The organism is Vibrio sp. MMH1-50 (assembly GCF_022347645.1).
Lineage (GTDB): Bacteria > Pseudomonadota > Gammaproteobacteria > Enterobacterales > Vibrionaceae > Vibrio > Vibrio harveyi.
On the sequence record NZ_JAKRGG010000025.1, the window covers coordinates 1 to 25558 of the forward strand.

The window sequence follows — 25558 nt, forward strand, 5'->3', positions numbered from 1 at the left end:
CCAATGTTTCTTGTTGGTTATGGTTTTTGGGTTGTCTGCTTAATGTATTTTGGTTTTAATTTGATTATCTCTTTTACTTCAGTAGCTTAACAAACTGTTTAAGAGGGATTCGCAACGCGTGGCATTTTCATTATGCGTTGATTTTAGTGATTAAGGTGGTATGCGGGAGCATCGTATTGCGTGCCTCACACCTTAATTGGGCGTTAGGTGCTTGAAGGAAAAGGTAAGTATGGAAATTGCTTTTCAGCAGATAAACATTGATGATTTCGAATTGTGCGTAGCTGCGAGAAAAGATGCATACTTTTGTAGTTTTGGGCATTACGATGGTTTCGACGACTTCATCAGTGGTTATCGTGAACGAGTATTAGACCGGCTAGCAACATCAGGATGGTTCTATATCCATATATTTGTGGATGGTCAGTTTGCAGGGCAGTTAGAGTTTCGTAGCTTTTCACCCGAGCCGGAGACTGGCTATGTGCATCTCATTTACTTAAAGCCGAATTTTCGTGGTTCAGGACTCGCTGCAAAATTGCAGGATTATATTGTAAGCGCGTTGAGTACAGCGGGTTGTTTGCGTGCTGTACTTTCAGTAAGCCGAACTAACCATAGAGCTCTCACATTCTACAAGCGCCATGGTTGGGAGTTCGTGCGCAAGAATCCCAAGCACGATGAAACAGACTTTTACCAACTTTGGCTACGCACTTAGTATCAAGTTTGAAGTGCGACACTTAGAGTAGCTGATCATAAATATACTCCGTTGGTGTCTCGTAACCAAGCCTTTGGCGTGGTCTGTTATTCAGTTTATACGCTATCTGGCTGCACAGTCTTTGTGTCACATGAGCCATTGAGGTTTTCTTAGGTAAATATTGGCGTATGAGTCCATTTGTATTCTCATTGGTCCCTCGCTCCCAAGAGTGGTAGGGCGTTGCGAAGTAAAACAAACATTTATGCTTGTTTTCTATCTCCTGATATTGATTGAATTCTGTACCATTATCAGCAGTGATAGTTCTAAATGGTAAGTTTGAACGCGTAACGATCTCTGTCATTCTCGCGTTGAGTGATGCAGTTGTTCGGTCATCTAGCTGTCCGATATAGGTGTAGCCAGTCATTCTGTCAACGAGAGTAACAATGCAGTGCTTAGTTCCACGACCGATCACGGTATCTATTTCCCAATGTCCAGGTTCTAGGCGTAACTCAGCTTGTTTTGGTCGCTCTGTTATGTGCCTTTTAGCGGCAATTCTCCCCCTGCTATCTTTGGCGTTGTACTCTGTTTTGGTGATTGACGTAAATGTTTCCAGAGCATGCCTCCGTTGGCTTTATCGGTCCAAATATGCTGGTAAATAAGCTCATGGCTCATCACTGGATAGCCATGCAAACGGCAAAATCCAACGATTTGGTCAGGACTCCAATCGAGCATTATAAGCGCGTCAATAATTTTGAAATCGTGCTTGGTATAGCGCTTGTTACGCCGTGACCGGCTCAACCTGTTTCTAGCTCTTTGTTGCGCTCTAGCAGGCTGATAGGAAGGGTGAGGGCGATAGGCGTTGTATCGAGAGTTGCGTTTAAATTCTCGGTAGATAGTGCTCTTGTGACGCCCTAGCTCTTTAGCGATGTTGACGACACTAATGCCTTGCTTTCTAAGTGCGGACATCATATACCTTTCATTCTCAGTGAGGTGTGTGTAATTCATGGTTTTTCACTTCTTGGCGGGAGTAAAACTTATGAATAGCACATCTCACTGTTTTAAATTTCAGGGGTGTCGCACTTCGTACTTGAATCCAAGTCATTTAACAAACTGTTTAAGAGGGATTCGCAACGCGTGGCATTTTTACTATGCGTTGATTTCAGTGGTTAGGTGGTATGCGGCGGCTTCGGTATTGCGTTGTTCACCCCTTAACAGGGCGTTACATGCTTGATAATAGTGGCTAGTTTGTTAATTACATTTACTATAGATATTTCTAGAAGTCTGTCGAGTGTTGATTGACTCCTGTTGAAGATTGGAAATGCCTGAATAACATAGAATGTTATTATTTTAAGTTTATGGGTATTTGTTGATGGTAGCGATCGAGAGTTCAGTTGGTGCTGGTGGAGTTAATAAGAAAAAAGATGTAAAAATTGTTCAGATTTTACTAAACAGTCAAGCTAAGGCAGGAAAGCTAATAACCGATGGTTTGTGTGGTTCAAAGACAATCGGAGCAATATTTTCTTATCAAAGAACTATAATGCCAGGTTGGAAGCCTGATGGTAGAGTTGATCCGAATGGAAGAACTTTTCGCGAGCTATTAATGTATGCGCCTAAAAAAGAAAAGGAAAAACTTAGTAGTTCATTAATTGTACGCAATAAAAATGTTGAAATAGAGTCAAGGAATAAGTTGTCAACTACAGACTATTCTGTTAGCTATAAATCATCACTCCCTAGTGATAAAAGATTAGTAAGTAGTTATTCTATTAATGTTATTAGGTTAGCGTTAGCACAAGCTGGAATGAAGTGTGCGGTAATATCTAGTACATTAAGATTTCCTGAAGAGCAAGCGTCAATAATGTATAGAAACGCTAGAATTGATTTGAAAAAGCAAAAACAGCTGTATGGTAAAAATGGCGACGCTGTTCTTGATGTTTATAGTAGTAATTCAAAAAAAGATAAACATGAAGTTATAAGATTAATGAAAGAAAAAATAGAACTATTAGCTAGAGGTGGCAAAAAGGTTTCAAAGCATTGTACAACTGTTGAGGACTATAAGAAATACAATGTTATTGATATCGGTGTTAATTCTACAAGAGTAGCTAATAGTGAGTTTTTTTCTGTTAAAAAGTTTACTGCTGTTTTACAAGCATTAACAGAAGACGGATATATCAATAAGTTCATTGATGAAACAGGAAAGTCAAATAAATGTTGGCATATAGAAGTTGTCCCTAATGCAAAAAGAATCACGAGGTTTGATTGATGAGGGTATCCAATTGCATACTGATCTTTTGCTTGGCTTTGAGTCCATTTTATTCAAGTGCCTGTGATGAAATCTCTTTCATGCCATTGATCAAAGGCTCTTCTGCATTTTATGTCTATGAGGGGATTGATACAGATAGTGATGAGAAAGTAATAAGGCACTATTACACTTTTAGTGATGGAGACCTGTTAATATTTGAAAATAAATATTGTCTAATGAATAACTATGTGGTTAATTATCAATCAGAAACATTAAATTTAGATAAGCTAAAGTTACGAGTTGGTTTAATACTAGATGGTATTAAAGATAAACATCAATTAACAGTTGATCCGGACTTTTTTTCAATATGGTTCTATGATAGTGAAAAACTTGAACTTGTGGTTGATTCAAAATTCTCGAGTATAGAGGTATCTGGAACACGGGAATATAGTAAAAATTCGGTGTTACATGAAATGATTAGTCTATATGTTGGTGTTGGAGGTGAGCCATAGGGGCATCGTTGGTGCGCACGTAACAAAGCATTTAAGAGTGATTCTCAACGCTTGGCATTGTCACTATGCGTTGGTTTATGTGATTAAGGTGCTTGCAGGGACATCGGTATTGCGTTGCTCACACCTTAACAGGGCGTTAGAACTACAAAGGCTCATGCAACGACTTGAAATTAATAGACTTATAAATATCGATATGAGTCGACAAAAAGACGTACTCATATTTAACAACATATTTGCATATGTGAGCATCCCTTAAGTTCACACCAATAAAGGTTAAATATGAAAAAGCCAAGTTTCAGCAAGCTCAAAGTAAACTATAAAACTCTTCCTATGCAAGCCCATTTATACTCAATGGCATTTCCCAAGACTTGTGCAATTAGGATGAGCGAAGCTTTAGTTAAAACAGATGGTGACTTCCTTACAGCCTTTAAGAATTCGTCAAAGAATAAATACTCGCATGGTTATTTAAGAGGGGCACAAGGTCTAGCTGCAGAGCTAGGTTCTCCAAAAGTCTTAGGGACACGCACACTCGGTTGGACAAGCCAAGCAAATGGGCATCTGCCAAGCAATGCTATCGGTAAGAAAGGTATTGTATGTTATATGAACATTCCTGACTTTTCAGGGCAAGGGCATATAGACTTATGGGATGGGACTAAAGCTGTAGGCGATGCCTATTGGGAAGCGAAAACTATATGAATGTGGACGTTAACATGAGTAAGTTCCCTATCTATATAGGTATTTTGATCTCGTTTTCCGTTAGCGCAGAGCAATTCTCGATTTTTGAAAGAGAAATTAAGTTAAATGAAGATTGTACCGTAGACGTTATTAACGCTGGGAATCTCTCATATTCTCAAGAGCTGAGTGATATCGGGGACAAAAAATGTTCGTTTATTAAGTTTGGAGAAACTAGTTTAATTCATCTAGAGCGATTCAATGATAAATATGTAGTTTTGGTTGAATCTCAATCTTTCGACAACAAAGAATGCACTTCTCGTTATGGAGCGTTAATTTTCCGCCGTGATAAATCAGTAGAGTTGATCAACTGGTTTAAGGAAAGTGGTAGTTGCGGGGCTGATAGAGAAAGAAGGGTTTTTGAATACTTTGTATCAAAGTCCGTGCAAAAGTAATTCTAACAATCTGTTCAAGAGTGATTCAGCACGCGTGGCATTTTTACCATGCGTTGGTGTTAGTGATTAAGGTGGTATGCGGTCGCTTAGGTATTGCGTGCTTTATACCTTAACAAGGCGTTATGTGTATGTAGCTTAAAAACGTATAGCTAATTTGTGGAGAAATATATGAAAAGGATTTTGTGCTTATTTTTAATTGTTGGATTAGTTGGATGCGCTACAGCTCCAACAGTACCATCTGATGTCAAGCTAGCGTCTCATAAACGATTATATAATCAAAAATTATATAAACCTTCTGAACTTAGAACTGTTCCAGTGACGATAACACGGGACACTGGTGTTTTAGGATCTTTGGCTACTACATTCTTGAAAATAGATGGAGAATACGTGGTGTGGCTTAACGTGATGGAGGAAATTACCATTTACTTAGCTCCAGGAGGATACGTATTCGAAGTAGAAAATGGAGTATGTCCTGATATCAAACAGTGCAAAAAATCATTAGACGTAACCATAAAAAATGGATTTAGCAATAACTTTAGGATTGCCGCTGACGACGGTTTTAAGATCATTCGCTCCAACACATAAACATAACAAACTGTTTAGGGGGGCATCAAGCATAGCATTTTTATCATCCCTTGATTTTAGTGACTAAGGTGATGTGCGACAGCTTTTGTTCTGTGTTGCTCACTCTTAGCAGGGAATTATGCGATTGGTGGACAACTCATACCTATTGAGGTTAACATTCTTCCTCGCGGCTGCACATGAATTTCAGTCAACTTTAGAGAAAATACGATGATTGTAGAAAATGTGCTTCCTGAAAATTATGCAGAAATGCTTAATGTTTGGGAAAATTCAGTCCGAGCAACTCATGACTTCATAACAGAAGAAGATATTGAGTTTTTTAAACCAATTATCATTGAGCAGGCTTTTCCTGCTGTCGCGTTGAGATGTGTGAAAAATGATAGCGGCTCAATTTTAGGTTTCGTGGGTATCTACGACTCAAAGGTTGAAATGCTATTTATCTTGAACGAGGCAAGAGGGCAAGGTGTTGGTAAGGTGCTACTGCAATATGCAATAGAGCAGTTAGGTGCAACCAAAGTCGATGTAAATGAACAAAACCCGCAAGCCGTAGGTTTTTACGAGTATATGGGTTTTAGAGTTGTTTCTCGCTCACCACTTGATGATATGGGAAAACCTTTTCCAATTCTGCATATGACACTTTAGAGCTCGGTTTGTCGTAACCAGTTTGCTAGAAGAAACGCCCAAAGCTAATAACTTTGGGCGTTTCCGTATGTGGTGAAAAATCACATAACAATAAATTTAAGAGTGATTCGAAACGCTTGGCGTTTTTACTTCAAACCAGTTCAGTGTGCTATTTGCTTGGGCGTAGCATGACAATACCGCAGAATATTGGTTAAAATATCAACTACTATAAGAACACCATAAATTTATAAAGCCTTATGCGTTTGGGGCGTTGTGTGGCGAAGCGGGAACTGTAATGACTTATGCTGAGAAAGCACTATCATTGTATTCTTCGCCAGACATTAAATATTATGGGAAAGCCTGTGGTGGTAAAAATCCGCAGATAATGCACGGCATATGCAGAGTTCGCAAAGTTGATAGCCTCACACTTTCCGATATCAGAAATTGTTGCAGAATAGTAATTAATGCCCGCGGCGTTAACTTATTAAGTCAAGAGTCTAATTTCGGGGATTAGTGTTTAGTTATGTTTCGATATTAATACAAAAATGTAACTTACAACATTATAACTGAGCCATTGATCTCAAGGTGTCAATTATATAATGGTGAGGCTTCTTTATTAGGGTGATATGATTTATATTTTTACTTGAAGCATATAGGCAAGATGAAACCTGTCTAATGTATCAGGAGGTAAAATGGATTGTTTGCCGAAACTTATGGCTAGGAAGTTTGAGTGGGTTGAAAATGTGTCAATGCTCATAATATGGATGATACTTATCTCTATATTACTAGTTTGTCCTTTCCTTGGTGTAGTGCTCATTAAAATCGACATAAGTTTGTTATTGTTTGTATGTGGAATATATTTTTCGTTTTTATTGGGTTTACTTTACGATAAATACTATTCGTCAGAATTTATGTTATTAAAAGCATCCAAAAGAAGAAGTGGACTTATTAAAAATATGTTTTTACTTCTAATTTTCCTAGTTTAGTTGTTAATTAAAAATGGCTGGGTAAGTATCTTGATATATATTTTTTTTGGGATGTGCGTATTCAATATATTTTTATTATATTGAATCTAATGGTATGTTCTCATACAGTTTTATTGGAGATAATACACTGAAGTGTAATGCTACTAATTAATTCGAAATTTACGCCTTATCACCAACTCTAATGGAACGTACTTTAAAACTTGTTTTTATCGTTTTTCATATAAACAGTAACCCTCCCTAAATGGACAATTATCCTGAACAGATTTAAGAAGGAAAAAGTGGAAAAAATTTCAATAGTCAAGGTAAAACATCTTTTTGGATACATATTAAAGATACAATTCAGTGACGGACACATCTCTATTGTTGACTTCTCATCATTTATTTTTAGTGGAAAACACCCGGATTATGAGCAGTACAGGGATACTTGTTTCTTTGTTGACTTTGACATTGTTGATGGGAATCTGAACTGGCATGATTATAATATGATTTTTCCTATTGAAGATCTTTATGAAAATAATATCATTAATTAATGATTCTTCCTTGTTTTAAAAATTTTTAGTTTTCGAAAACTTAATTATAGACGGAAATGTTCATGGAAAAGAAAAGTCTTACTATCATCAAGTAAAATAGAGAAAAGTCACATAACATATGTTAGGGAATTAAAATTTAGCTTTGTTGGTTGGGAAACTAGAATAATATTAGAATCTACGCTTAATGAGCTTGAAAGGCTAAGGAGTATAAGTGAGTTTTCCGATGATGAAAATGTTCGCGCTAATGCTGCTAATGATTATATAAAGGTTCAACTACTCAGAAAGTCACTTGAGAGTGAGGCGAAGGTTGTATTTGGGGAACAAATACTTAATTTTAACCAAGAAGACTTATGATACTCGCTTTGCTGATAGGATTCCTTAGATGTATTGAAAGTGAAAACCTTATTCAATGTTGCTCCATTGGAGGGAGAAGTGAAACGCAAGTCACGAAATTTACTCGCATATGTTGAGTTACAAAATGGAGATATCTTGATAGATCTGATAACACTAACTCGTAATGGTCAGTCTTACTACTTTCAAGGAAAGCGATGGCAGCGAAACCAATGTTGTCTCGGTGGGGACGAGTGCACTGCAGATGATGGAAGTACGATACATATTTCGCTTCTAAATAGGCGACAGCGCCCTATATGGGGTGAAAGTAAAGAGTGTTACGTTTCGCCAACGGCACAAAAACGTTATCAGCTATGGATTTCAAAGCAGCGCTAAAACAGGCTTGGATCTCTATGTTTGATGATAAAGAACTGAGGTACATAAAGATTTACTTAATTGAGAAGTATGAGCGTGATTTAGCTTTGTTAGCTAAATTAGATGAAGACAGTGATGATTATATCGAACTTGCAAACGATCTCATGCTACTGGAATGTTTAATCTTTAAATTTACTAAAATATAAATAAGTTTATTTCCACCCAATACGGGCATTAGGATCTACAAACTAAAAACGGGAAGAGTGACCAAATTATCTTTGGGCTTTGGGAAATTTTAGAAAAATTATTACTTCTTAGTGAAAAGGATAAATGGAAACATGAAAGCATTATTAAGACAAAACAAGTTGTCCAATATTAAGCTACTTCATAGTTTTATAAACAGAGTGTTTTTCTTTAGTATTTTAGCTTACTACTTAGTGAGCATTTCAGAAGAACCATTGCTTACTCAACTCAGCTTTATAGCCTTTGGTTGTGGTTTCTCACTACTTATCGATTATTCAGTATCAAAACCACGACAGTCTGTCGAGGTCTCGTTTGATGGCACTAAGTTGAGGTTTCTCAATATGTGTATCATGACATCTGATGTAAAAGAAATTCTGTATGGACAAACAAAGAGGTTTGAACACACGGTTCGTTTTCGCTACAAAAATCAGACTTACCAAGATTTTGAACTTGCTTCGAAAGACTTGATCGAGGATTTGCGATTTTATTACTTTCTCGTGGATAACCAGTTACCAGTCAAAATGTTAGATTGTAACGAGCGCTTGATTTAATGCTTCTGTAAGAACGAGGAAAAAATGAATCAATTTTGTTGTTTATATTGCGTGGGGATAATGAAAACACTCGTTATCAACGTGACGCTACTCATTTTAGTTGGATGCGTGTCAAAAGTGGATAAACTGAGCTACTTGGAAACATGGAATGACAAGTGGCAAGAGTGTGACAAGGTAGGCAAGGAAACGACTATTGTATTTCCTCAGTCTGATTGGTTCAAAAGTTTGACGCTAGATAACAAAAGAAAAGTATTCTTATACATACATTTTCTTAAGGATTACGAGTGCACTCAAGAAGAAGCCGAAAAACTTAAAAGTGTTTTGAGCGAATATGACATTACAACGCTCAATGAGGTTCTGAAAGGATTCATCTACTTCGACATGCCAAGCAGTGTTGATGTTAAACATTTAGATGAACAGCAGCTTATCTTTCTCTCTAATCAAATTTTAGGGCCTTTCAATACTATAACAACAGCAGAAGCGATGGGGTTAATAAAACACGAATGAACCTAAGCTGTGAGAATTATATTGTGTCAACATCTGATGATGATCGGTATGGCGATGGACTACGAAAAGATGAGTTATTTCGTTTTAACCATGCCTTCTAATTCAAGAAGCTTGAAGGTGCATCGCAGTAAAAGCCATGATTACTGGCGTAATTAGAGATAGTTATACCGAAGCAATTGAACTCATGTTAATTATTGGTTTTATTCCTCACAACTTTTCCTGTTTAGGGGAGCAACGTGTGTCAAAGGAGGGCTTTGTGGAGTGGATGTTAGGCATATTAGCTTTTGCTGTATTTTGGGGACAAAACGAGTTCTCTTCAATTAAGTATCGACAAAAGATAATTGAGCGCAAGATAGATCTCTTATTGGAACAATCAGGTTTAGAGGTCGATCAACGGTTTGGTGTCTCAATCGAGGTGTGTGATGCGGTTAAATCCGGGGCTAAATTAAAAGCTATTCGTCTTTATAGAAAAGAGATGGGGGCTTCGCTGAGAGATGCTAAAAGGGTTATAGAAGCATTGGAAAAAGAGATTGCTTGAACCTGTCGATATAGAACTCAAGAGTATTTAACTCAATCATATTTACTTTGAATTTGGGTATAAACACACTATTTAACTTGGTATAGTAGTCTTTGTTGTGGTTACGTTGTCACTTGACTCTCAAAGTTGTATTCTGAAGGTCTGTCCTGTCTTCACATTGGGCCGAAGCTGAACAATGCGTTACTTACGAAACATTTATTAAGTTAGTTAAATGCAAACGAATAAAAACAAAAACCCGCAATGTGCGGGTTTTTTAATCGAGACTATACTGCCAGTAAACGGCAATGGGTAGCTTAGTCAATTAAGCCATAGTCTTTACTTAAGATCTCTATGATTTCAGCTTTAGGGTTTTGGCTTAACGTAATTGGCTTTCCGGTAATTTTTTCTGCAATACCAATGTAAGTGCGAGAGATATCCATTAAAGATTCGACTGGCAATTCGTTGTTGCGAGCCAATGCTTCACGTTCTGACATACGCTCTTTATTAAGTAAAATATCTGGGTCCGGGAAGTGGTTTAGCAGGAACTGACGGAAACCTTCTTTCGAGTTTTCGACGATTTGACCTTTTTGATACGCTTTGGTATCCCAAATTCGCGATGAATCAGGTGTGCCAACTTCATCCATATAAATTAGTTTTTCATTACCTGCGGCATCGTGTACGTAACCGAACTCGAACTTAGTATCAACAAAGGTTTGGTCGATGGCTTCCAGTGCATGACTGATCACGTTAAAGCCTTCTTTGAGTAGCTTCTCGTACTGCGCTATGTCCTCTGCATGAGAGAAGTTGAAAGCTGCAAAGTTGTCCACGATATTTTCGCGAGTGATGTTCACGTCATCAGCTTCAGGGACGTCAGGAATGCCTTTCAAGATACCTTTGGTTGAAGGTGTCATTAGTAGCTCTGGCAACATTTTATCTTTTTCAAGACCTTCTGGAAGCTGAATACCACAGAAGTTGCGTTCACCATTTGCATAAGCACGCCACATAGAGCCCGTAATGTACTTACGACAGATAGCTTCAATCTTAACTGGTTTGGCTTTTTGTACAATCCAGACAAACGGGTGGGGGATATCTAAAATATGGCTATCTGCAAGACCGTTTTCTTTAAACAGTTTAAACCAGTGATTTGAAATTGCGTTCAGCGCTGCTCCTTTACCCGGAACGCCTTTTAGTCCTCCTTCTCCGTGCCAGATACAATCGAATGCTGAGATGCGATCGCTGATTACCATAATGGCCAAGGGCGCATCTGGGGCGACGTCGTATCCTTTTTCTTTGATCAGTCGTGCGCTGTCTTTTTCTGTTAACCAGTAAACAGAGCGAACTTTTCCGCTGTGGACGGGCTTGTGAGTGCGAATTGGCAGGTCGTCATTGACGGCAAGTACTTGATTAGCAAGGCTCATTGCGACATTCCTATCATCTTAATCAAACGTCAGAAAGAGAACTTACTCAGCGCACAGTGCGCACTGAATAAACCGAATGAGGGCATCATACCAGAACTATTTTAACTCGCCAGAGAAAAAGCAAACGTTTGCCTTATTTTGTTTTGGTATAAAAAAGCCCCCTTAAAAGGAGGCGAGATGCAGGATGGATAACGTCGATATTATTAGTGGTATTGGCTTGGACGGCCTTCGACGAAAAAGACTTCGCACTGATAACGCTGAGCGATGTCACGAAGCATAGATTGATTGATAAGAGCAATCTCATTCGAAGCAACAACTGCGCTAGCATTGCCAGATTGGATGGCTTTAATAACGATTTCCACTTCAGAAAGTTGCTGAGATGGCTTCATCTGAATGATGTTTTGACAGCGAATATTAGAAGCAGCAAGTTGCTCAAAATCAGGACGCGGGCACTGAGCAGTAAACAAAATCCACTGCTGTTGCTGAGATAATACTGCCAACTGAGAAAGAAGTTGGTCAGAGACATCCATCGGTTGTGTTGCTTGCGCCAATACGTTGTAGCGAGAGTATGTATGAGTTTGACTTTGTAACTGCATCTTACTGTTCCTTTATACATGCTGTATGTGTATACAGTAGTTTGTTTTCGAAGTCTGATCAACCCATTTTTATCGATGACTTAGAATAAATGTCGCATGTTTATGGCTTGGGATTTTGTTAAGTTTTTGAATTATAGAAATAAAGTTATTATCGAGTGTAGATTGGCAGTGTGAGAAAATGTGAACTCATCGACATTGCGCTTCCTGTCTATACAGTGTTTTTCTACTGTATAGACAGGGGTTGCACAGTAGGATTTGACTCGGAGACGAAAAGGCAGGATGGAAAATGGTAAGCTGATACGATCAAAAAAGCGCCTTAAACAAGGCGCCTTTGAAAATCAGTTCCATTGATTTGTTGTGGTTAGCTTGCTCGCTGAACCATACGTTCACGCATTTGCAATTCACCTTGGTTAAAGAGGCGCACATCAATTTTGGCGATGTCGTAGCAAGATTTGCAAGAACGATGGTATTTACCATCTAGGTAATCATGACGAGTAACAAAGCTAGGTTTTTTGCACCAGTCACAGGTGCCTTCTTCAGTGAACATTGATTTTCTCCCCACCTACATGAATTTTGAGTCGCTAGGTGTTATTTTTCGCCAAGTATTATGGCATACAAAAGATAGCTAGGTTAAATGTCTGTTAATTTGTTTGAGAGGGAGATCGATTGCGAGCCTTTATTTTAGAGGCAGAAAAGCTCGCATGCTAAAGGGGTTTGACTTGGTTTTACTATTTTGTAACATTCTGTGAAATGGTTTTAAACGCCTGATTTAAACGCTTCATTTCTTCTTCACTTCCTCTGGAATCAGGATGATAGAGCTTTGATAGTTGTCTGTAGCGCAATTTCACTGCTTTACTGTCTGGGATACTCTGTGGGGTATAACCGAACATGGCACATGCTACAGCCAATCTGTGTCCTTCCGATTGACCTTTGATCTTCCTAAACTCTTTGAATACCTTTTCAAGTTGACGTTTAAGCTGCTTATTTGCAAATTCAAGTTCTTTAGTTTGAGTTTCTAACTGCAGCGTTCTGGATACTTGGTGGGCGGTATTTGCATTGATATTCTGACGATGTCGGCGAGTTGCGAATGCGCCTCCAGCAATTACTAAAGCAGCACCTAGGGCGCCAAAGAAGTACCAAAGTGTGGACTCTTGTGCTTGTTGCGTGGACTTCGCTTGTTTTTGGTCTTGTTCTTCTTCGTCGGTGGCTTTTTTGTCTAACTCGACGATTTCCGATACTTGTTTAGCTCGTAATTGGTTAAACCGCGCTTCCAAAAATTGATTGTACGCTTGCTCTGCTTGCGGGTTTTTTAAAGCCGAAAGTTGATACCAGGCTTCAACCAAATCGGCGTTTGATACTTCTTGCTGATGATGTTCTACAAAATCAGCCAACAAGAACCCGCGATCGTTTGGATCATCCAGTGCCACTGATGTAAACCAATACACTGCTAAGGTGTAATCTACGTCTCCGGTTAAACCTCTAGCGTAGTCTTCGGCTAACTGCTTTTGCGCTGGAATATACCCTTGATGTGCCGATTGTTCTAACCAATAGCGTGCGTCATTAGGTGAAGTTGGATTAGGGGATAGAGCCAGCTGCTGCGCTAGTTCGAATTGCGCCTCAGGCTGAGTTGGGTTTTGGGAGGCGAATGCTGCGCCCGTCAAACTGGTCATCAATACCAGGGAAAGGGCAAAAGTTTTGAAACACATGAGGCATGTCAGGTCTAGCGCTTACCGCTAGACCTGCTCCGGTAATTTTAGTTATTACCGATATGGTGCAACCAAATTACTTCAGTGGCAAGATCTGGATTTCAACACGACGGTTGCAAGCACGACCTTCAGAAGTTTGGTTTGAGCAAATTGGATTACGCTCACCGTAGCCACGTGCGATTGCGCGACCTGCTGCGACGTTTTGTGATACTAGGTATTGACGTACCGATTCAGCACGACGCTCAGATAGCGTTTGGTTGTATGAATCGCTACCAGTACTGTCGGTGTAACCATCGATCACAAGGCTAGTGTCTGGGTATTCAACCAGAATGCGCGCCACGCCACGTAGTGTGTTATGGATGCTTGCGTCTAATTGGTAAGAGCTTGAAGAGAAGCCAATGCCGTTTTCCATGCGAAGAAGCAGTTTGTTTTCACCTACGCGTTCAACTTGCACACCTGAATTCAGTAGTGCACGACGCAATTCTGCTTCTTGTTGGTCAAAGTAGTAACCAATGCCAGCACCAGTTGCGCCACCAGCTGCAGCGCCAATTAATGCATGTTGACGACGTTCTTTTGCATTGTCGCCCGTCGCAAGACCGATTGCTGCGCCAGCAATCGCACCGATAAGCGCACCTTGTGTGGTGGAATTTGTTTCGTATTCACCTGTGGTTGCGTTTTGGCGTTGGGTTGCTTGACAGCCTGTAAGAGCCAGCACTAGCGCAAGTGCAATAGACATCTTTTTCAAAGGAAAATCTCCGTATAAGCCGAGGCGCAATGGCGCCTCATAATGGGATGTGAATTATGGAATAGAAGGTATTGATATTTGTTATGTGAACGTCAGATTGATAGGACGTTCGTCAGCTTTTTCTGATAGTTGGCGATTGAATAACCAGTGATAGGCTCACTTCGATGGGTTATCCAACATTTTTCTCGCTTGCTCTCCGCCCACTCCGCGGTTAACGGAGACCTTACGACCCTTCTTTAGGCCAACTTCATAATCTGCTGTGAGGTTTTTCATCGCTTCTTTGAGTTGTTTCTTGAACGTCTCTCGGTCGATGTTTTTAAATTCTTTATCAATGTAGTTATTGATCTTATTTGCGGACTCTTCATCAGGGGAGATCACTGGTAGTTTCTCAAGTGCTCCTTCAACCCAACCTGAAACAAAAGAGTTCACGCGACGAGTGACTTCCATTGATGAGGTGCCTGAACCGGCAAAGCTGTTACGAAACTGACCAGTACTTTCGTTCATTTCACGATAGATAATATCGAATGCAAATGCAGCAAAAATCGCACGGTCTGCTTCACCGATAAACTCAACTCGTTTTAATCCTTTATGGTTTAGAAGTACTGCCTCGACACCAAATTTAGTGTTAATACCGCGGATCACACGCAGCAATGTTGAACTGATGTTGGCTGGCAGCAGGTGTGACGATTGCGTCTTACCCATCTTGATAAACTCAATGTCATCTTTATCCAACCCGTATTTAAGCATCAAACGATGCGCCATTTTGATGGCGTTTGCAGCCTCATTGACGTTGGCGGAATTACCCAGTTCTAAACATTTGGCGATTTTCTTCAGAGCTTTTTGTTTATCCATCGATGAACAGTACCAAGAGCAGAAAATTTAAGAAGTCGGACATATTACCTTTTTCGCACTAAAAACGCCAGAAAGGCGAGCTGTGAGCAAAAAGAAAGCCCCTTATTAAAAGGGGCTTAATACGGTGTTAATAGCGATTGAAACGTTATAAACCTAACTGGTCTAACAGATCATCTGCGTCATTTTTAGAACCACTTGATTGTGACGCTTGCTTATCTTCCATACTTTTGCGAGTCGCTTCTAAAATGTCGTCTGGACTCTCGTCTTCCGCCACCTCAAACTCTTCAAGTTGAATAAACTCGGTTTTGTCCATCGCAAGTTCTAAGTAGAAAATGTTGTTATTTGCCGTAGAGAAGGTCACGCGACGCGCTTGAGGTCGATCGAGGTTGGTGTCTACTTGCAAAATTACCTGTTTATTCAGAGCCAACATTTTGGGTTGGTTTTGAGTAATGTTGGTTTGTAGCTCTTTGCGGATCTTGTTGGTGAAGTCGCCAACCAACTGATTCATCAGCTCACCAAGAACATCACCTACTTCGTCAGAGGTGTGCGAGATCGCTAACTCCTCTTCTGGCATGCCCATATTGCGCATGTAGTTGGTGTAGACCTCCAGTGCCGCTTTAGCAGTAAAGTTAATGACCACCAATCCAGTAAACCCACCGTCAAACAGTACAAAACAACCAAAATCCGGCTTGAGGCTGGTTTTGTTGATCTTTTGCACCATTGCTGAGTAGTTAACTTGAGAGGAAGTCGCCGAAGTAAGAACGCCAGAAACCGACTGGCAAAGTTTTAGAAGGATATCTTCAGTGGTTACAACTTTATTTTTTTTCATCCTGAAAGCTCATATTAAAGGGCTATTTCCCTTTCAATGTAAGGCATCAAGCCTCAAAAAATAAAGCATAAGTTTAATTCTTGTTTGGAGATTCTGATTTGAACGCCTTTTTAAATGTTGTAAAGTGACGTAATTCAAAGAATATTACCTCATTCATGTCTCTGTCTTCTGCTGTTGACGGTGTAGTTCCGAGGCGTGGGTGCTTAAAAATTACATAACCCGCAGCTGATTGGATCAGCGCAGTAGGGGCAGGAAGCAAATGTTACCAAGATTACACTCGCAAACGGATGTCGATCCTCTTGTTCTGAGTTTTCTCAAAGAACTTGAGCAATCCGGGTTCACTGGCGATATTGAAAGCCAGTATTCTAGCCGCCTTGCGGTAGCCACCGATAACAGTGTCTACCAGCAACTTCCTCAGGCTGTAGTTCACCCAAAAAACACTCAAGATGTCTCCCTTATTGGTCGGTTGAGCAATAAGGAAGCTTATGAACGTATAACGTTTTCACCACGTGGAGGCGGAACAGGTACCAATGGACAGTCGTTAACCAAAGGCATTGTGGTCGACTTGTCGCGTCACATGAATAAAGTGTTAGAGGTTAACGAAGAGCAAGGTTGGGTGCGTGTTCAAACGGGAGTGGTCAAAGACCAACTCAACGATGCTGTGCGCCCATATGGTTACTTCTTTTCACCAGACTTATCGACCAGTAACCGAGCAACGATTGGTGGGATGATCAATACCGATGCATCTGGTCAAGGTTCTCTCAAATACGGTAAAACGTCAGATCATGTTTTGTCACTGCAAGCGGTGTTTGCTGACGGTTCCATCTTAGAATCGGATCTGTCTCATGGTATGCCCATTGAAGGTGAGTTTGCCCACAACGCGATGCGCATTACCGAAGCGGTGTGTCGTGATAAGCGTCAGCAAATTAATGATAAGTTTCCACCATTAAATCGATTTCTAACCGGTTATGACCTAAAGAACGCGTTTGATGAGCAGGAAGATCGTTTTGATATTACTCGCGTATTGTGTGGGGCTGAGGGTTCGTTGGCATTCATTACCGAGGCAAAACTTAACTTAACTCGTATCCCTAAAGCTCGAACGTTAGTGAACGTAAAATACAACAGTTTTGACTCTGCATTGCGTAACGCTCCATTTATGGTTGAGGCAAATGCTCTATCAGTCGAAACCGTCGACTCTAAGGTGCTTAACCTTGCCAAACAAGACATTGTCTGGCACACCGTCAGCGACCTGATCACCGACGTGCCCAGCAAAGAGATGCTTGGCATCAATATGGTGGAATACGCAGGTCAAGATGAAGAGGAAGTTGCCGCGCAAGTGGCCTCCCTGACGAGCAGACTTGATAGCATGCTAGAGACCGAAGAAGCGGGCATTATTGGATATCAAGTATGTAATGATGTTGCGAGCATCGGGCGTATATACAACATGCGTAAAAAGGCTGTGGGGCTGTTGGGGGCCGCGAAAGGGCGTGCTAAGCCGGTAGCGTTCGCGGAAGACACTTGTGTGCCGCCAGAGAACCTAGCGGACTTTATTGTTGAGTTCCGTGAACTGCTGGATGCGAAGTCACTCAACTACGGTATGTTTGGTCATGTAGACGCTGGCGTACTTCACGTCCGTCCTGCATTGGATTTATGCGATCCTCATCAAGAAGCCTTAATGCATGAAATCTCAGACGAGGTTGTTAAGCTGGTGGCCAAATACGGTGGCTTGATGTGGGGTGAGCACGGAAAAGGTTTTCGTTCTGAATATGGACCTGAGTTCTTCGGTGAGGAACTGTTTACCGAGCTACGACGTGTAAAAGCGGCGTTCGACCCGCACAATAAAATGAACCCTGGCAAAATCTGTACACCGTTAAACAGCGATGCAGAACTTGTGAAAGTCACGGATACGAAACGTGGCTACTTCGACCGTCAGATTGACGTTCATGTGCGTGATAGCTTCAAGCAGGCAATGGAGTGTAACGGGAACGGCTTATGTTTTAACTACGACACGAGCTCGCCGATGTGCCCTTCGATGAAAGTGACAGCAGATCGTCGCCATTCACCAAAAGGGCGAGCAGGTTTGGTGCGTGAATGGTTACGTCAGTTGACAGAGCAAGGCATTGATATTCTCGACTTAGAGAAGCAGACGCTAGAAAATAAAACGCCTATCAAAACCATGATCGACCGTGTACGTCATTCAATCAATCGTCGTCATGAGTATGATTTCTCTCACGAAGTATACGAGGCAATGAATGGTTGTCTTGCATGTAAAGCGTGTGCGAGTCAGTGTCCTATCAAGGTTGATGTGCCTAGCTTCCGCTCTCGTTTCCTAAACATCTATCACTCGCGCTACCAACGTCCGGCAAAAGATTACTTGGTGTCGAACATTGAGTCGATGCTGCCATTAATGGCAAAAGCACCAACGCTTGTGAATGGAGTGCTTAAGCAGTCTTGGGTGCAAAGTTTAACGGCATCTACTGTGGGTTATGTCGATGCACCGTTGCTGTCTGTGCCTACTTTGAAGGATCGTGTAGACACGTTAACGACGGCTTATGATCTTCAAGTGCTGAGTGGTTTATCAAGTGAGGACAAACAACAGCATGTACTGATTGTACAAGACCCATTTACCAGCTACTACGATGCTGAGGTGGTGGAAGACTTTATCAAGCTGGTTAAGAAGTTGGGTATGAACCCTGTTCTTTTGCCATTTAAGCCAAATGGCAAAGCACAGCACATTAAAGGTTTCTTACGCCAGTTCAAGCACACCGCTCAAGATACCGCTAAGTTCTTGGAGATGGTTGCGGATTTAGACATTCCAATGGTGGGTGTTGATCCCGCGCTAGTGCTTTGTTATCGCGATGAGTATGCTGAGGTATTGGGCAGTAAGCGTGGTCAGTTTGATGTTTTAACTGCTCATGAATGGCTTTATCCAAGACTGAGCGAGTTCGAGGCTTTAGATACCAAAGAGCAAGCACCTTGGTATTTGTTTGCGCATTGTACTGAGAAAACAAAAATGCCAAATGCTGAGAAAGAGTGGGGGGCAATCTTTGCTCACTTTGGTGCGATCTTGAATACTGTGCCTGTAGGCTGTTGTGGTATGGCTGGCACTTTTGGTCATGAAGTGGATAAGCTAACTATGTCTCGTGATATCTATGATCTAAGCTGGAAACCAAATTTAGATAAGCTTGATAATGACCGATGCTTAATTACAGGGTATTCCTGTCGAAGCCAAGTAAAGCGTTTTGAAGGCATCAAACCTAAACACCCAGTGCAAGCTTTGCTAACCTTGTTATAACGTTTACTCAAGCCCAGTTTTACTGGGCTTGTTGTCATTCGTGCTATGTAACTGAACATGAATCTGTTTTTTACTTTCATAAGGATATGAAGATTGAAAAAGCTTGAGCTTAAAGTGCCGCCTGTCGCTCTATTTTTCTTGATGATACTGCTGATGTATGGGTTAAAAGAAGCGATGCCTGAAATGAAAATTACAGTGCCGTTTGTCGAGTTCGTTACGGCGGGGCTCATTATTCTTGCTGGTTTTATCGGTATTGCCGGTGTTTATGAATTTCGCAAAGCAAAGACGACCGTAAATCCGGTTAAACCAGAGACGGCTTCACTAGTGGTGGATTCCGGCGTTTTTGCCTACACGCGTAACCCAATGTATGTGGCGTTATTATTAGTTATTGTCGCTATAGGTTTGTGGTGGCAACACTTAAGCGTCATTTTATGTGGTGTATTGTTTGTGGCCTACATGAACCGTTATCAAATAAAGCCAGAAGAACGTGCGTTAGAGAGGTTGTTTGGCGAAGACTATTTGGATTATAAAAACCAAGTGCGTCGCTGGATTTGACGCAAAGATACCGAGTTACAGATGAAAGAAAGCCCAGCAATACGCTGGGCTTTCTTTTTGAAATCTGTCGGCAGTGGGATGATTATGCTGCCTTAGCAAACTTTGCTAGGAAGGCATCCTTGCGCTCGTTAAAGCGTTGAACCAAATCGTCCACTGCATCTTGGTCGTATGGCTTAAGACCACTCGCAACCATGCGCTTGATGCCTTTGCCAACAACTTCGCCATCTTCTTTGAAGGCAAAGTTTAGTGTTACTACGCCGCGCTTACCTTCAACATCGAACGTCGCACCAGTGAAATCTACTTCTGGATGAGTTAGGTCTAAACGACTGAATTCTACTTCCATGCTTTCGTAGATCACTAATGGTCGTTGGCAGTTGATCATCACTTGTTTCTCTTCCATCAGAGGAACCATGATGTGAGGGAAGTTCATGCCAGAGAATTGAACGTAGTTAGTCACCACGTGTTCAATGAACTCAGGGTTGAGGTTAGTTTCGCCTTCACGAGACATGTGCAGGTATTCTTTACCTGCTTCATCGACTACGGCACTTTCTTTTTCACACTTATTCTCGATATGAAGCGCTACGCCATCGTTCACCATTCCGGAGAAATCGAAACGCATCTTTTGGCTTACCCCTTCTTTGCTTAGCAATACGGCAAAAAGTAAATCGCCCGGCACACAAAAGCGTTTGTTGTCTTCATCATGGATAGGGTTGTAATCACCAGCGACGCGTTTAGCGAAGTGACTTGCTTGCTCACGAGTGAACTGAAATTGGTGATTAGTGTTTGAAAAATAAGGTGTTAGAAACATAATTTTTACGTAGTAACCAAAACTGTCAGGGATTATATGCGAATATCTGCGTAGCAATGGTCCATCCAGTGAAAACTTCACTGTATCTTAACAATGAAACGATAACGCAGGGCAATTAAGCATCAAAAAGAGTGCTTTTGTGTCACATTATTCAGTATGGCTATAAATCAGGAATTTACCATTCGCTTCGGGCGATGAGTATATACCCAAGTGATTTCAAGATGCAGGGTTCAGAGCGTTGTCATTGATTCCCTACTTACCGAAAGCAAGCAAGGAAAACAACGCAGCGTAACAGCCAGCTATTTCCAATTTCCAATTTGTTTGACTTAGCCATTGGTTTAATAGAAAAGCGAGTCAATGACACGCTTCCAAAGGGTACTCTTTACAAATAGTAAGGACCTTGGCTTGTATATTTTATTGGCGATTCTTGATTTAGATCCACTAGACCTTTAAATCGCCTCCGCGTCTACAAACCAAGTCATTCTCGCTGAACCTAGCATCTCGAGGTTACTTAGGTATATATAAATACAATAAAGGCTCCACGGAGGAGCCTTTAAAGTCATCACTCACTATGAATTAATGCACGCTTGGTAGTAAGCTTTCTGGCATTAATGCGTTGTGCAGAGCGAGCTTGAGTAGTGCATTGGCTTGCTCGATATCTGGCGCGAAGTAGCGGTCTTTATCGTAGAACGACACTTTCTCACGCAGCATTTGCTTGGCAATTTCGATACGCTCTGAAGATTTGTTTGGTGCACGGAAATCTAGCCCTTGAGCAGCTGACAAGTATTCAACCGCCAAAATGCCACGTGTATTCTCTCCCATTTCCTTTAAACGACGAGCAGCAAAAGTAGCCATCGAAACGTGATCTTCTTGGTTTGCGGATGTTGGCAAACTATCGACAGAAGCTGGGTGAGCCAATGTTTTGTTTTCACTTGCCAATGCTGCCGACGTCACCTGAGCAATCATAAAGCCGGAGTTCACGCCGCCATTGTCGACTAAGAAGGGAGGAAGCTTAGATAGAGCGCTATCTATAAGTAGTGCCATGCGTCGCTCAGACAAGCTACCAATTTCAGCAATCGCAAGTGCAAGGTTATCCGCCGCCATAGCGACTGGCTCTGCATGGAAGTTACCGCCGGAGATGATGTCATCATCTTCCGCAAAGACCAACGGGTTATCCGACACAGAGTTGGCCTCCACTTGTAGAATGTCTGCTGCATTGCGAATTTGCTGCAAACAAGCTCCCATTACTTGAGGTTGGCAACGCAGTGAATAAGGATCTTGTACCTTCTCACAGTTGGTATGAGATTCACCAATCTCGCTGGTCGCCTCTAACAGGTGGCGGTACGCCAAGGCGGCATCCATTTGGCTACGATGACCACGAACACGATGGATACGTGGGTCGAACGGACGACGACTGCCTAAAGCCGCTTCTACTGACATCGCACCACAAACCGTCGCTGATGAGAACAGGTCCTCGGCAATGAACAAACCTTCTAGTGCAAATGCTGTTGACGCTTGAGTACCATTAAGCAGTGCTAACCCTTCTTTTGGAGCAAGAGTGATTGGCTCAAGACCGGCGATTTGCAGTGCTTCTAGACCTGAAATCACTTTGCCATTATGGCGAGCTTGACCTTCACCAAGAAGAACCGTACTCATATGAGCTAATGGCGCTAAGTCACCAGATGCGCCTACAGAGCCCTTCTGAGGGACGCATGGGTAGACCTGAGCATTCACCAAATCAATCAACATGTTGATGACTTTTAAACGTAAGCCAGAGAAGCCACGGGCGAGGCTGTTGATCTTTAATACCATCATCAAACGAACGGTTTCGTCTGACATGAACTTGCCGATACCAGCCGCATGAGAAAGCACGATACTGCGCTGCAGTGTTTCCAAATCTTCTGGTGCAATGCGTGTATTTGCTAGCAAACCGAAGCCGGTGTTAATGCCATAAACCGTCCGGTCTTCTGCAATCACTCGATCGACCACTTGAGTGCTTTCTTCTATTGCTGGAATCGCGTTTGAATCCAGAGTAAGGTTTACGGGTGAGCGGCTCACTTGGCGTAGTTCGTTTAAGCTAATATGACCTGGCTTTAGCGTTAAATTGAGCATGTCTTTCATCCTTACTTCAGCTTTTTCAGTTCTTCATTGAGCATTGGTAAATCCAGTTTTTGCTCAGCTGCACATTGTTTTGCGATGTCGTATCCTGCATCAGCGTGACGCATAACCCCCGTTGCTGGGTCATTATGTAGAACACGTGCAATGCGCTCTGACGCGTCATCACTGCCGTCACAACAAATCACCATGCCAGAGTGTTGTGAGAAGCCCATACCTACGCCACCACCATGGTGAAGAGATACCCATGTCGCACCCCCTGCGGTATTCAGCAATGCGTTTAGTAGTGGCCAGTCTGAAACGGCGTCTGAGCCATCTATCATTCCTTCGGTTTCACGGTTCGGGCTTGCTACAGACCCTGAGTCTAGATGGTCACGACCAATGACGACAGGGGCTTTGAGCTCACCGTTTTTCACCATTTCATTAAAGGCTTGACCTAAACGTTCTCGATCTTTCAAACCAACCCAGCAGATACGTGCTGGTAGACCTTGGAACTGAATGCGTTCGCGTGCCATGTCTAGCCAGTTATGTAGATGTGGGTTATCCGGGATCAGCTCTTTCACTTTTTGGTCGGTTTTGTAGATGTCCTCTGGATCGCCAGATAATGCTGCCCAGCGGAACGGTCCGATGCCTTCACAGAATAGCGGGCGAATGTAAGCTGGTACAAAGCCAGGGAAGTCAAACGCGTTCTCAATGCCTTCTTCTAAAGCCATTTGACGGATGTTATTTCCGTAATCGAGCGTTGCCGCGCCTCGGTTTTGAAGCTCCAACATAGCTTTCACTTGAATCGCCATCGACTGTTTGGCTGCTTTAACTACGCTTGCTTCATCTTGTAAACGCATGTCTGCTGCATGTGACATGCTCCAACCTTGAGGTAAGTAACCATTCAATGGATCGTGCGCAGAGGTTTGGTCTGTTACTACGTCTGGTGTGATGTTACGTTCTACAAGCTCTGGGAAGATATCTGCTGCATTGCCCAGTAGACCAACTGAAATTGGTGCGTCAGATTCTTTGATCATCGCTAGTGCCTCATCCAAAGACGTTGCTTTTTTGTCAACATAACCGGTACGTAGGCGGTAATCGATACGTGATTCGTCACACTCGACCGCAATCATGGAAAAGCCAGCCATGGTGCCAGCAAGAGGTTGAGCACCACCCATGCCACCAAGGCCCCCAGTTAAGATCCAGCGGCCTTTGGCATCACCCTTAAAGTGCTTTTTCGCCACAGACACAAAGGTTTCATAAGTACCTTGAACAATGCCTTGTGAGCCAATGTAAATCCAGCTGCCTGCGGTCATTTGACCGTACATCATCAAGCCTTCTTTATCGAGCTCATTGAAGTGTTCCCAATTCGCCCAATGTGGCACTAAGTTTGAGTTCGCAATCAGCACGCGCGGCGCGTTTTTATGCGTCGGAAAAACGCCGACAGGTTTGCCTGATTGGACGAGTAAAGTTTGGTCATCGTCGAGTCTTTCTAACACTTCAACAATCTTATCGAAGCATTCCCAATTTCGTGCTGCTCGACCAATGCCACCATAGACGACAAGCGAGTGAGGGTGCTCGGCTACATCTGGATCAAGGTTGTTCATCAGCATACGAAGTGGCGCTTCCGTCAGCCAAGATTTGGCGCGCAGTTGTGTACCGTGTGGAGCACGAATTGTTCTGCTTGTATCAAGTCGTGGATCTTGTCCCTGGCGCTGTGTCATTTTAAGACTCCTTTAGTTTCACGTTTATATCCAAGTCTCTGCTTGGCTACTTCTCCTCAAATAACTTGGCATGAGAACTAACCATTATTCGAGTTAAGTGTTATTGAATTCGGTTATTTGGGTTTATGGTCTTTCTCTGCCATGGCATTGGCAATATCCCAGCACAGACGTGCTGCCAATCGAGCCGTTTGGCTATCGACGTCATAAGTGGGGTTGTACTCTGCAATGTCTGCCAACATGAGTTTGTTCTTGTAATGCAGTATTCGATCGAGAAACGGTGCAAGGATGTCGTAGCTTACGCCTCTCGCTGCTGGCGCGCTTACCCCAGGTGCAGTTGCCGCTGGAAATACGTCCAAATCAATCGTCAGATAGAGATAATCACAGTCATCGATAAAGTGTTGGAGCTGGGTTAAATGATAGCTGTGGTTCATGTAACAAAGCTGATTATCCTCCACGTACCAGACGTTGAGTTGATCTGCTTTTTGAAAAAGAGCCTGAGTATTGCTGCTGCGGCTGACACCTATGCAGGCGTAATGAAATGCCCAATCGTTACGCTGACAAAAATGATGGATCTGATTGAATGGTGTACCAGAACTTGGCTTTACCTCTGCAATGGGGCTTTCAAAAGCGCGTAAGTCAAAGTGTGCATCGAAATTGATGATACCGATTTTTGGCTGCTTATCTGGGTGATGGGTTTTGAAGTATTTGGCCAATCCAGAAAATGAAGCCCACGCAATTTCGTGCCCTCCACCCAAGACGACGACAGGGCTATAGGGTAGGACTTGAGCAATAGTATGCGCGCACAGATTCTGACTTGACTCTAGTAAATCGTCTTCACAAACGACGGTTCCTATATCGTAAAGTGGCGCGTCCTGATGCCATGCAAGATTGGCTAAGGCACGACGGATTAAATCTGGTGACTTCTTCGCACCAATGCGACCTTTGTTACGCGCCACACCTGCGTCGGTAGCAAAGCCAAGTATTGAAACGCCTTCGCTTAAATGTGGTAGTTCTTCGGTGGAGATATTTTTGATCACGTGGTGGACACGCTTTCCTTGTTCTCCATCTTCGGCATCGTGACGACCTTGCCAGTGAAAGGGTGGGTGATTTACATCGGATTGAGACATT

At 42.1% G+C, this 25558-nt stretch carries 25 protein-coding genes and 2 pseudogenes; 15 read left to right on the forward strand and 12 right to left on the reverse strand.

The window, feature by feature from the left end; all coding sequences use genetic code 11:
- Positions 1–229: 229 nt before the first annotated feature.
- Entirely contained in the window at positions 230–706 is a 477-nt protein-coding gene (locus MHO32_RS17020) for a GNAT family N-acetyltransferase (protein WP_005500215.1), read from the forward strand.
- A gap of 22 nt (positions 707–728) precedes the next feature.
- Here MHO32_RS17020 and MHO32_RS17025 read toward each other — a convergent pair.
- A pseudogene (locus MHO32_RS17025) lies at positions 729–1690 on the reverse strand (IS30 family transposase).
- A gap of 364 nt (positions 1691–2054) precedes the next feature.
- On the opposite strand from MHO32_RS17025, the gene MHO32_RS17035 reads away from it, so the two are divergent.
- The 12 genes and pseudogenes from MHO32_RS17035 to MHO32_RS17095 all read left to right on the forward strand — a co-directional run bounded on the left by MHO32_RS17035 (position 2055) and on the right by MHO32_RS17095 (position 9826).
- The gene (locus tag MHO32_RS17035; protein ID WP_239213118.1) at positions 2055–2945 is read left to right on the forward strand and encodes a peptidoglycan-binding domain-containing protein; all 891 of its coding nucleotides are present in this window, start codon (positions 2055–2057) and stop codon (positions 2943–2945) included.
- An 80-nt stretch (positions 2946–3025) separates the two neighbouring features.
- The gene (locus MHO32_RS17040; RefSeq protein WP_069687247.1) at positions 3026–3436 is read left to right on the forward strand and encodes a hypothetical protein; all 411 of its coding nucleotides are present in this window, start codon (positions 3026–3028) and stop codon (positions 3434–3436) included.
- 279 nt (positions 3437–3715) lie between these two features.
- Complete coding sequence (locus MHO32_RS17050; RefSeq protein WP_239213120.1) at positions 3716–4132, forward strand: T6SS effector amidase Tae4 family protein; 417 nt, start codon at positions 3716–3718, stop codon at positions 4130–4132.
- Positions 4133–4146: 14 nt separating this feature from the next.
- Positions 4147–4563, forward strand: coding sequence for a hypothetical protein (locus tag MHO32_RS17055; protein ID WP_239213131.1), 417 nt, complete (start codon positions 4147–4149; stop codon positions 4561–4563).
- 168 nt (positions 4564–4731) lie between these two features.
- On the forward strand, positions 4732–5148 hold the full coding sequence (locus MHO32_RS17065) for a hypothetical protein (RefSeq protein ID WP_239213139.1): 417 nt from the start codon (positions 4732–4734) through the stop codon (positions 5146–5148).
- 207 nt (positions 5149–5355) lie between these two features.
- Positions 5356–5787 carry a GNAT family N-acetyltransferase gene (locus tag MHO32_RS17070; protein ID WP_045490299.1) on the forward strand — a complete coding sequence of 144 codons (432 nt, stop codon included), beginning with the start codon at positions 5356–5358 and terminating at the stop codon, positions 5785–5787.
- A gap of 166 nt (positions 5788–5953) precedes the next feature.
- Positions 5954–6183, forward strand: a pseudogene (locus tag MHO32_RS25840) (hypothetical protein); the annotation flags it as partial.
- An 847-nt stretch (positions 6184–7030) separates the two neighbouring features.
- Positions 7031–7282: a DUF2442 domain-containing protein gene (locus MHO32_RS17075; RefSeq protein WP_239213141.1), complete on the forward strand. Its 252-nt coding sequence runs from the start codon at positions 7031–7033 to the stop codon at positions 7280–7282.
- A gap of 665 nt (positions 7283–7947) precedes the next feature.
- The gene (locus MHO32_RS17080) at positions 7948–8193 is read left to right on the forward strand and encodes a hypothetical protein (protein ID WP_017817976.1); all 246 of its coding nucleotides are present in this window, start codon (positions 7948–7950) and stop codon (positions 8191–8193) included.
- Positions 8194–8325: 132 nt separating this feature from the next.
- Positions 8326–8781, forward strand: a complete 456-nt coding sequence (locus MHO32_RS17085; RefSeq protein ID WP_239213143.1) for a hypothetical protein — start codon at positions 8326–8328, stop codon at positions 8779–8781.
- A gap of 60 nt (positions 8782–8841) precedes the next feature.
- Positions 8842–9288 carry a hypothetical protein gene (locus MHO32_RS17090; RefSeq protein WP_239213145.1) on the forward strand — a complete coding sequence of 149 codons (447 nt, stop codon included), beginning with the start codon at positions 8842–8844 and terminating at the stop codon, positions 9286–9288.
- 136 nt (positions 9289–9424) lie between these two features.
- A complete protein-coding gene (locus MHO32_RS17095) occupies positions 9425–9826 on the forward strand; it encodes a hypothetical protein (RefSeq protein ID WP_239213147.1) in 402 nt (133 codons plus the stop codon).
- A gap of 293 nt (positions 9827–10119) precedes the next feature.
- Here MHO32_RS17095 and MHO32_RS17100 read toward each other — a convergent pair whose 3' ends face one another.
- The 7 genes from MHO32_RS17100 to MHO32_RS17130 form a co-directional block, all read right to left on the reverse strand.
- Positions 10120–11223 carry a phosphoribosylaminoimidazolesuccinocarboxamide synthase gene (locus tag MHO32_RS17100; RefSeq protein WP_005445626.1) on the reverse strand — a complete coding sequence of 368 codons (1104 nt, stop codon included), beginning with the start codon at positions 11221–11223 and terminating at the stop codon, positions 10120–10122.
- Between the two features lie 203 nt (positions 11224–11426).
- Positions 11427–11819 (reverse strand): SulA-like leucine-rich domain-containing protein, encoded by a 393-nt coding sequence (locus MHO32_RS17105; protein ID WP_009697340.1) that lies wholly within the window; start codon positions 11817–11819, stop codon positions 11427–11429.
- A gap of 361 nt (positions 11820–12180) precedes the next feature.
- Positions 12181–12366 (reverse strand): hypothetical protein, encoded by a 186-nt coding sequence (locus MHO32_RS17110; protein ID WP_005445621.1) that lies wholly within the window; start codon positions 12364–12366, stop codon positions 12181–12183.
- 181 nt (positions 12367–12547) lie between these two features.
- Positions 12548–13525 (reverse strand): J domain-containing protein, encoded by a 978-nt coding sequence (locus tag MHO32_RS17115; RefSeq protein WP_026138246.1) that lies wholly within the window; start codon positions 13523–13525, stop codon positions 12548–12550.
- Positions 13526–13601: 76 nt separating this feature from the next.
- Positions 13602–14261, reverse strand: coding sequence for an OmpA family protein (locus MHO32_RS17120; RefSeq protein WP_017190341.1), 660 nt, complete (start codon positions 14259–14261; stop codon positions 13602–13604).
- 165 nt (positions 14262–14426) lie between these two features.
- On the reverse strand, positions 14427–15122 hold the full coding sequence (locus MHO32_RS17125) for a DUF2786 domain-containing protein (RefSeq protein ID WP_005445617.1): 696 nt from the start codon (positions 15120–15122) through the stop codon (positions 14427–14429).
- A 145-nt stretch (positions 15123–15267) separates the two neighbouring features.
- Positions 15268–15951 (reverse strand): DUF3334 family protein, encoded by a 684-nt coding sequence (locus MHO32_RS17130; RefSeq protein WP_009697342.1) that lies wholly within the window; start codon positions 15949–15951, stop codon positions 15268–15270.
- A gap of 259 nt (positions 15952–16210) precedes the next feature.
- On the opposite strand from MHO32_RS17130, the gene ydiJ reads away from it, so the two are divergent.
- Both ydiJ and MHO32_RS17140 read left to right on the forward strand, forming a co-directional pair.
- The gene (gene ydiJ, locus MHO32_RS17135; RefSeq protein WP_239213149.1) at positions 16211–19246 is read left to right on the forward strand and encodes a D-2-hydroxyglutarate dehydrogenase YdiJ; all 3036 of its coding nucleotides are present in this window, start codon (positions 16211–16213) and stop codon (positions 19244–19246) included.
- A 93-nt stretch (positions 19247–19339) separates the two neighbouring features.
- Positions 19340–19801, forward strand: a complete 462-nt coding sequence (locus tag MHO32_RS17140; protein ID WP_005445612.1) for a methyltransferase family protein — start codon at positions 19340–19342, stop codon at positions 19799–19801.
- An 82-nt stretch (positions 19802–19883) separates the two neighbouring features.
- On the opposite strand, the gene MHO32_RS17145 is transcribed toward MHO32_RS17140, so the two are convergent.
- The 4 genes from MHO32_RS17145 to hutG form a co-directional block, all read right to left on the reverse strand.
- Complete coding sequence (locus tag MHO32_RS17145; RefSeq protein ID WP_239213151.1) at positions 19884–20609, reverse strand: DUF3581 domain-containing protein; 726 nt, start codon at positions 20607–20609, stop codon at positions 19884–19886.
- Between the two features lie 576 nt (positions 20610–21185).
- A complete protein-coding gene (gene hutH, locus MHO32_RS17150; protein WP_239213153.1) occupies positions 21186–22721 on the reverse strand; it encodes a histidine ammonia-lyase in 1536 nt (511 codons plus the stop codon).
- 11 nt (positions 22722–22732) lie between these two features.
- Positions 22733–24430: a urocanate hydratase gene (gene hutU, locus MHO32_RS17155; protein WP_009705869.1), complete on the reverse strand. Its 1698-nt coding sequence runs from the start codon at positions 24428–24430 to the stop codon at positions 22733–22735.
- Between the two features lie 113 nt (positions 24431–24543).
- Complete coding sequence (gene hutG / locus MHO32_RS17160; RefSeq protein WP_009700164.1) at positions 24544–25557, reverse strand: formimidoylglutamase; 1014 nt, start codon at positions 25555–25557, stop codon at positions 24544–24546.
- Between the last annotated feature and the right edge of the window lies 1 nt (position 25558).

Bases quoted from the DNA above. Each gene is read 5' to 3' on its own strand.
- MHO32_RS17145 (WP_239213151.1), bottom strand. From the start codon at position 20,609: ATGTTTCTAACACCTTATTTTTCAAACACTAATCACCAATTTCAGTTC.
- MHO32_RS17050 (WP_239213120.1), top strand. From the start codon at position 3,716: ATGAAAAAGCCAAGTTTCAGCAAGCTCAAAGTAAACTATAAAACTCTT.
- MHO32_RS17055 (WP_239213131.1), top strand. From the start codon at position 4,147: ATGAGTAAGTTCCCTATCTATATAGGTATTTTGATCTCGTTTTCCGTT.
- MHO32_RS17065 (WP_239213139.1), top strand. From the start codon at position 4,732: ATGAAAAGGATTTTGTGCTTATTTTTAATTGTTGGATTAGTTGGATGC.
- MHO32_RS17105 (WP_009697340.1), bottom strand. From the start codon at position 11,819: ATGCAGTTACAAAGTCAAACTCATACATACTCTCGCTACAACGTATTG.
- MHO32_RS17095 (WP_239213147.1), top strand. From the start codon at position 9,425: ATGATTACTGGCGTAATTAGAGATAGTTATACCGAAGCAATTGAACTC.
- MHO32_RS17115 (WP_026138246.1), bottom strand. From the start codon at position 13,525: ATGTGTTTCAAAACTTTTGCCCTTTCCCTGGTATTGATGACCAGTTTG.
- MHO32_RS17070 (WP_045490299.1), top strand. From the start codon at position 5,356: ATGATTGTAGAAAATGTGCTTCCTGAAAATTATGCAGAAATGCTTAAT.
- hutH (WP_239213153.1), bottom strand. From the start codon at position 22,721: ATGCTCAATTTAACGCTAAAGCCAGGTCATATTAGCTTAAACGAACTA.
- MHO32_RS17125 (WP_005445617.1), bottom strand. From the start codon at position 15,122: ATGGATAAACAAAAAGCTCTGAAGAAAATCGCCAAATGTTTAGAACTG.
- hutU (WP_009705869.1), bottom strand. From the start codon at position 24,430: ATGACACAGCGCCAGGGACAAGATCCACGACTTGATACAAGCAGAACA.
- hutG (WP_009700164.1), bottom strand. From the start codon at position 25,557: ATGTCTCAATCCGATGTAAATCACCCACCCTTTCACTGGCAAGGTCGT.
- MHO32_RS17020 (WP_005500215.1), top strand. From the start codon at position 230: ATGGAAATTGCTTTTCAGCAGATAAACATTGATGATTTCGAATTGTGC.
- MHO32_RS17110 (WP_005445621.1), bottom strand. From the start codon at position 12,366: ATGTTCACTGAAGAAGGCACCTGTGACTGGTGCAAAAAACCTAGCTTT.
- ydiJ (WP_239213149.1), top strand. From the start codon at position 16,211: ATGTTACCAAGATTACACTCGCAAACGGATGTCGATCCTCTTGTTCTG.
- MHO32_RS17130 (WP_009697342.1), bottom strand. From the start codon at position 15,951: ATGAAAAAAAATAAAGTTGTAACCACTGAAGATATCCTTCTAAAACTT.
- MHO32_RS17040 (WP_069687247.1), top strand. From the start codon at position 3,026: ATGCCATTGATCAAAGGCTCTTCTGCATTTTATGTCTATGAGGGGATT.
- MHO32_RS17035 (WP_239213118.1), top strand. From the start codon at position 2,055: ATGGTAGCGATCGAGAGTTCAGTTGGTGCTGGTGGAGTTAATAAGAAA.
- MHO32_RS17100 (WP_005445626.1), bottom strand. From the start codon at position 11,223: ATGAGCCTTGCTAATCAAGTACTTGCCGTCAATGACGACCTGCCAATT.
- MHO32_RS17085 (WP_239213143.1), top strand. From the start codon at position 8,326: ATGAAAGCATTATTAAGACAAAACAAGTTGTCCAATATTAAGCTACTT.
- MHO32_RS17090 (WP_239213145.1), top strand. From the start codon at position 8,842: ATGAAAACACTCGTTATCAACGTGACGCTACTCATTTTAGTTGGATGC.
- MHO32_RS17120 (WP_017190341.1), bottom strand. From the start codon at position 14,261: ATGTCTATTGCACTTGCGCTAGTGCTGGCTCTTACAGGCTGTCAAGCA.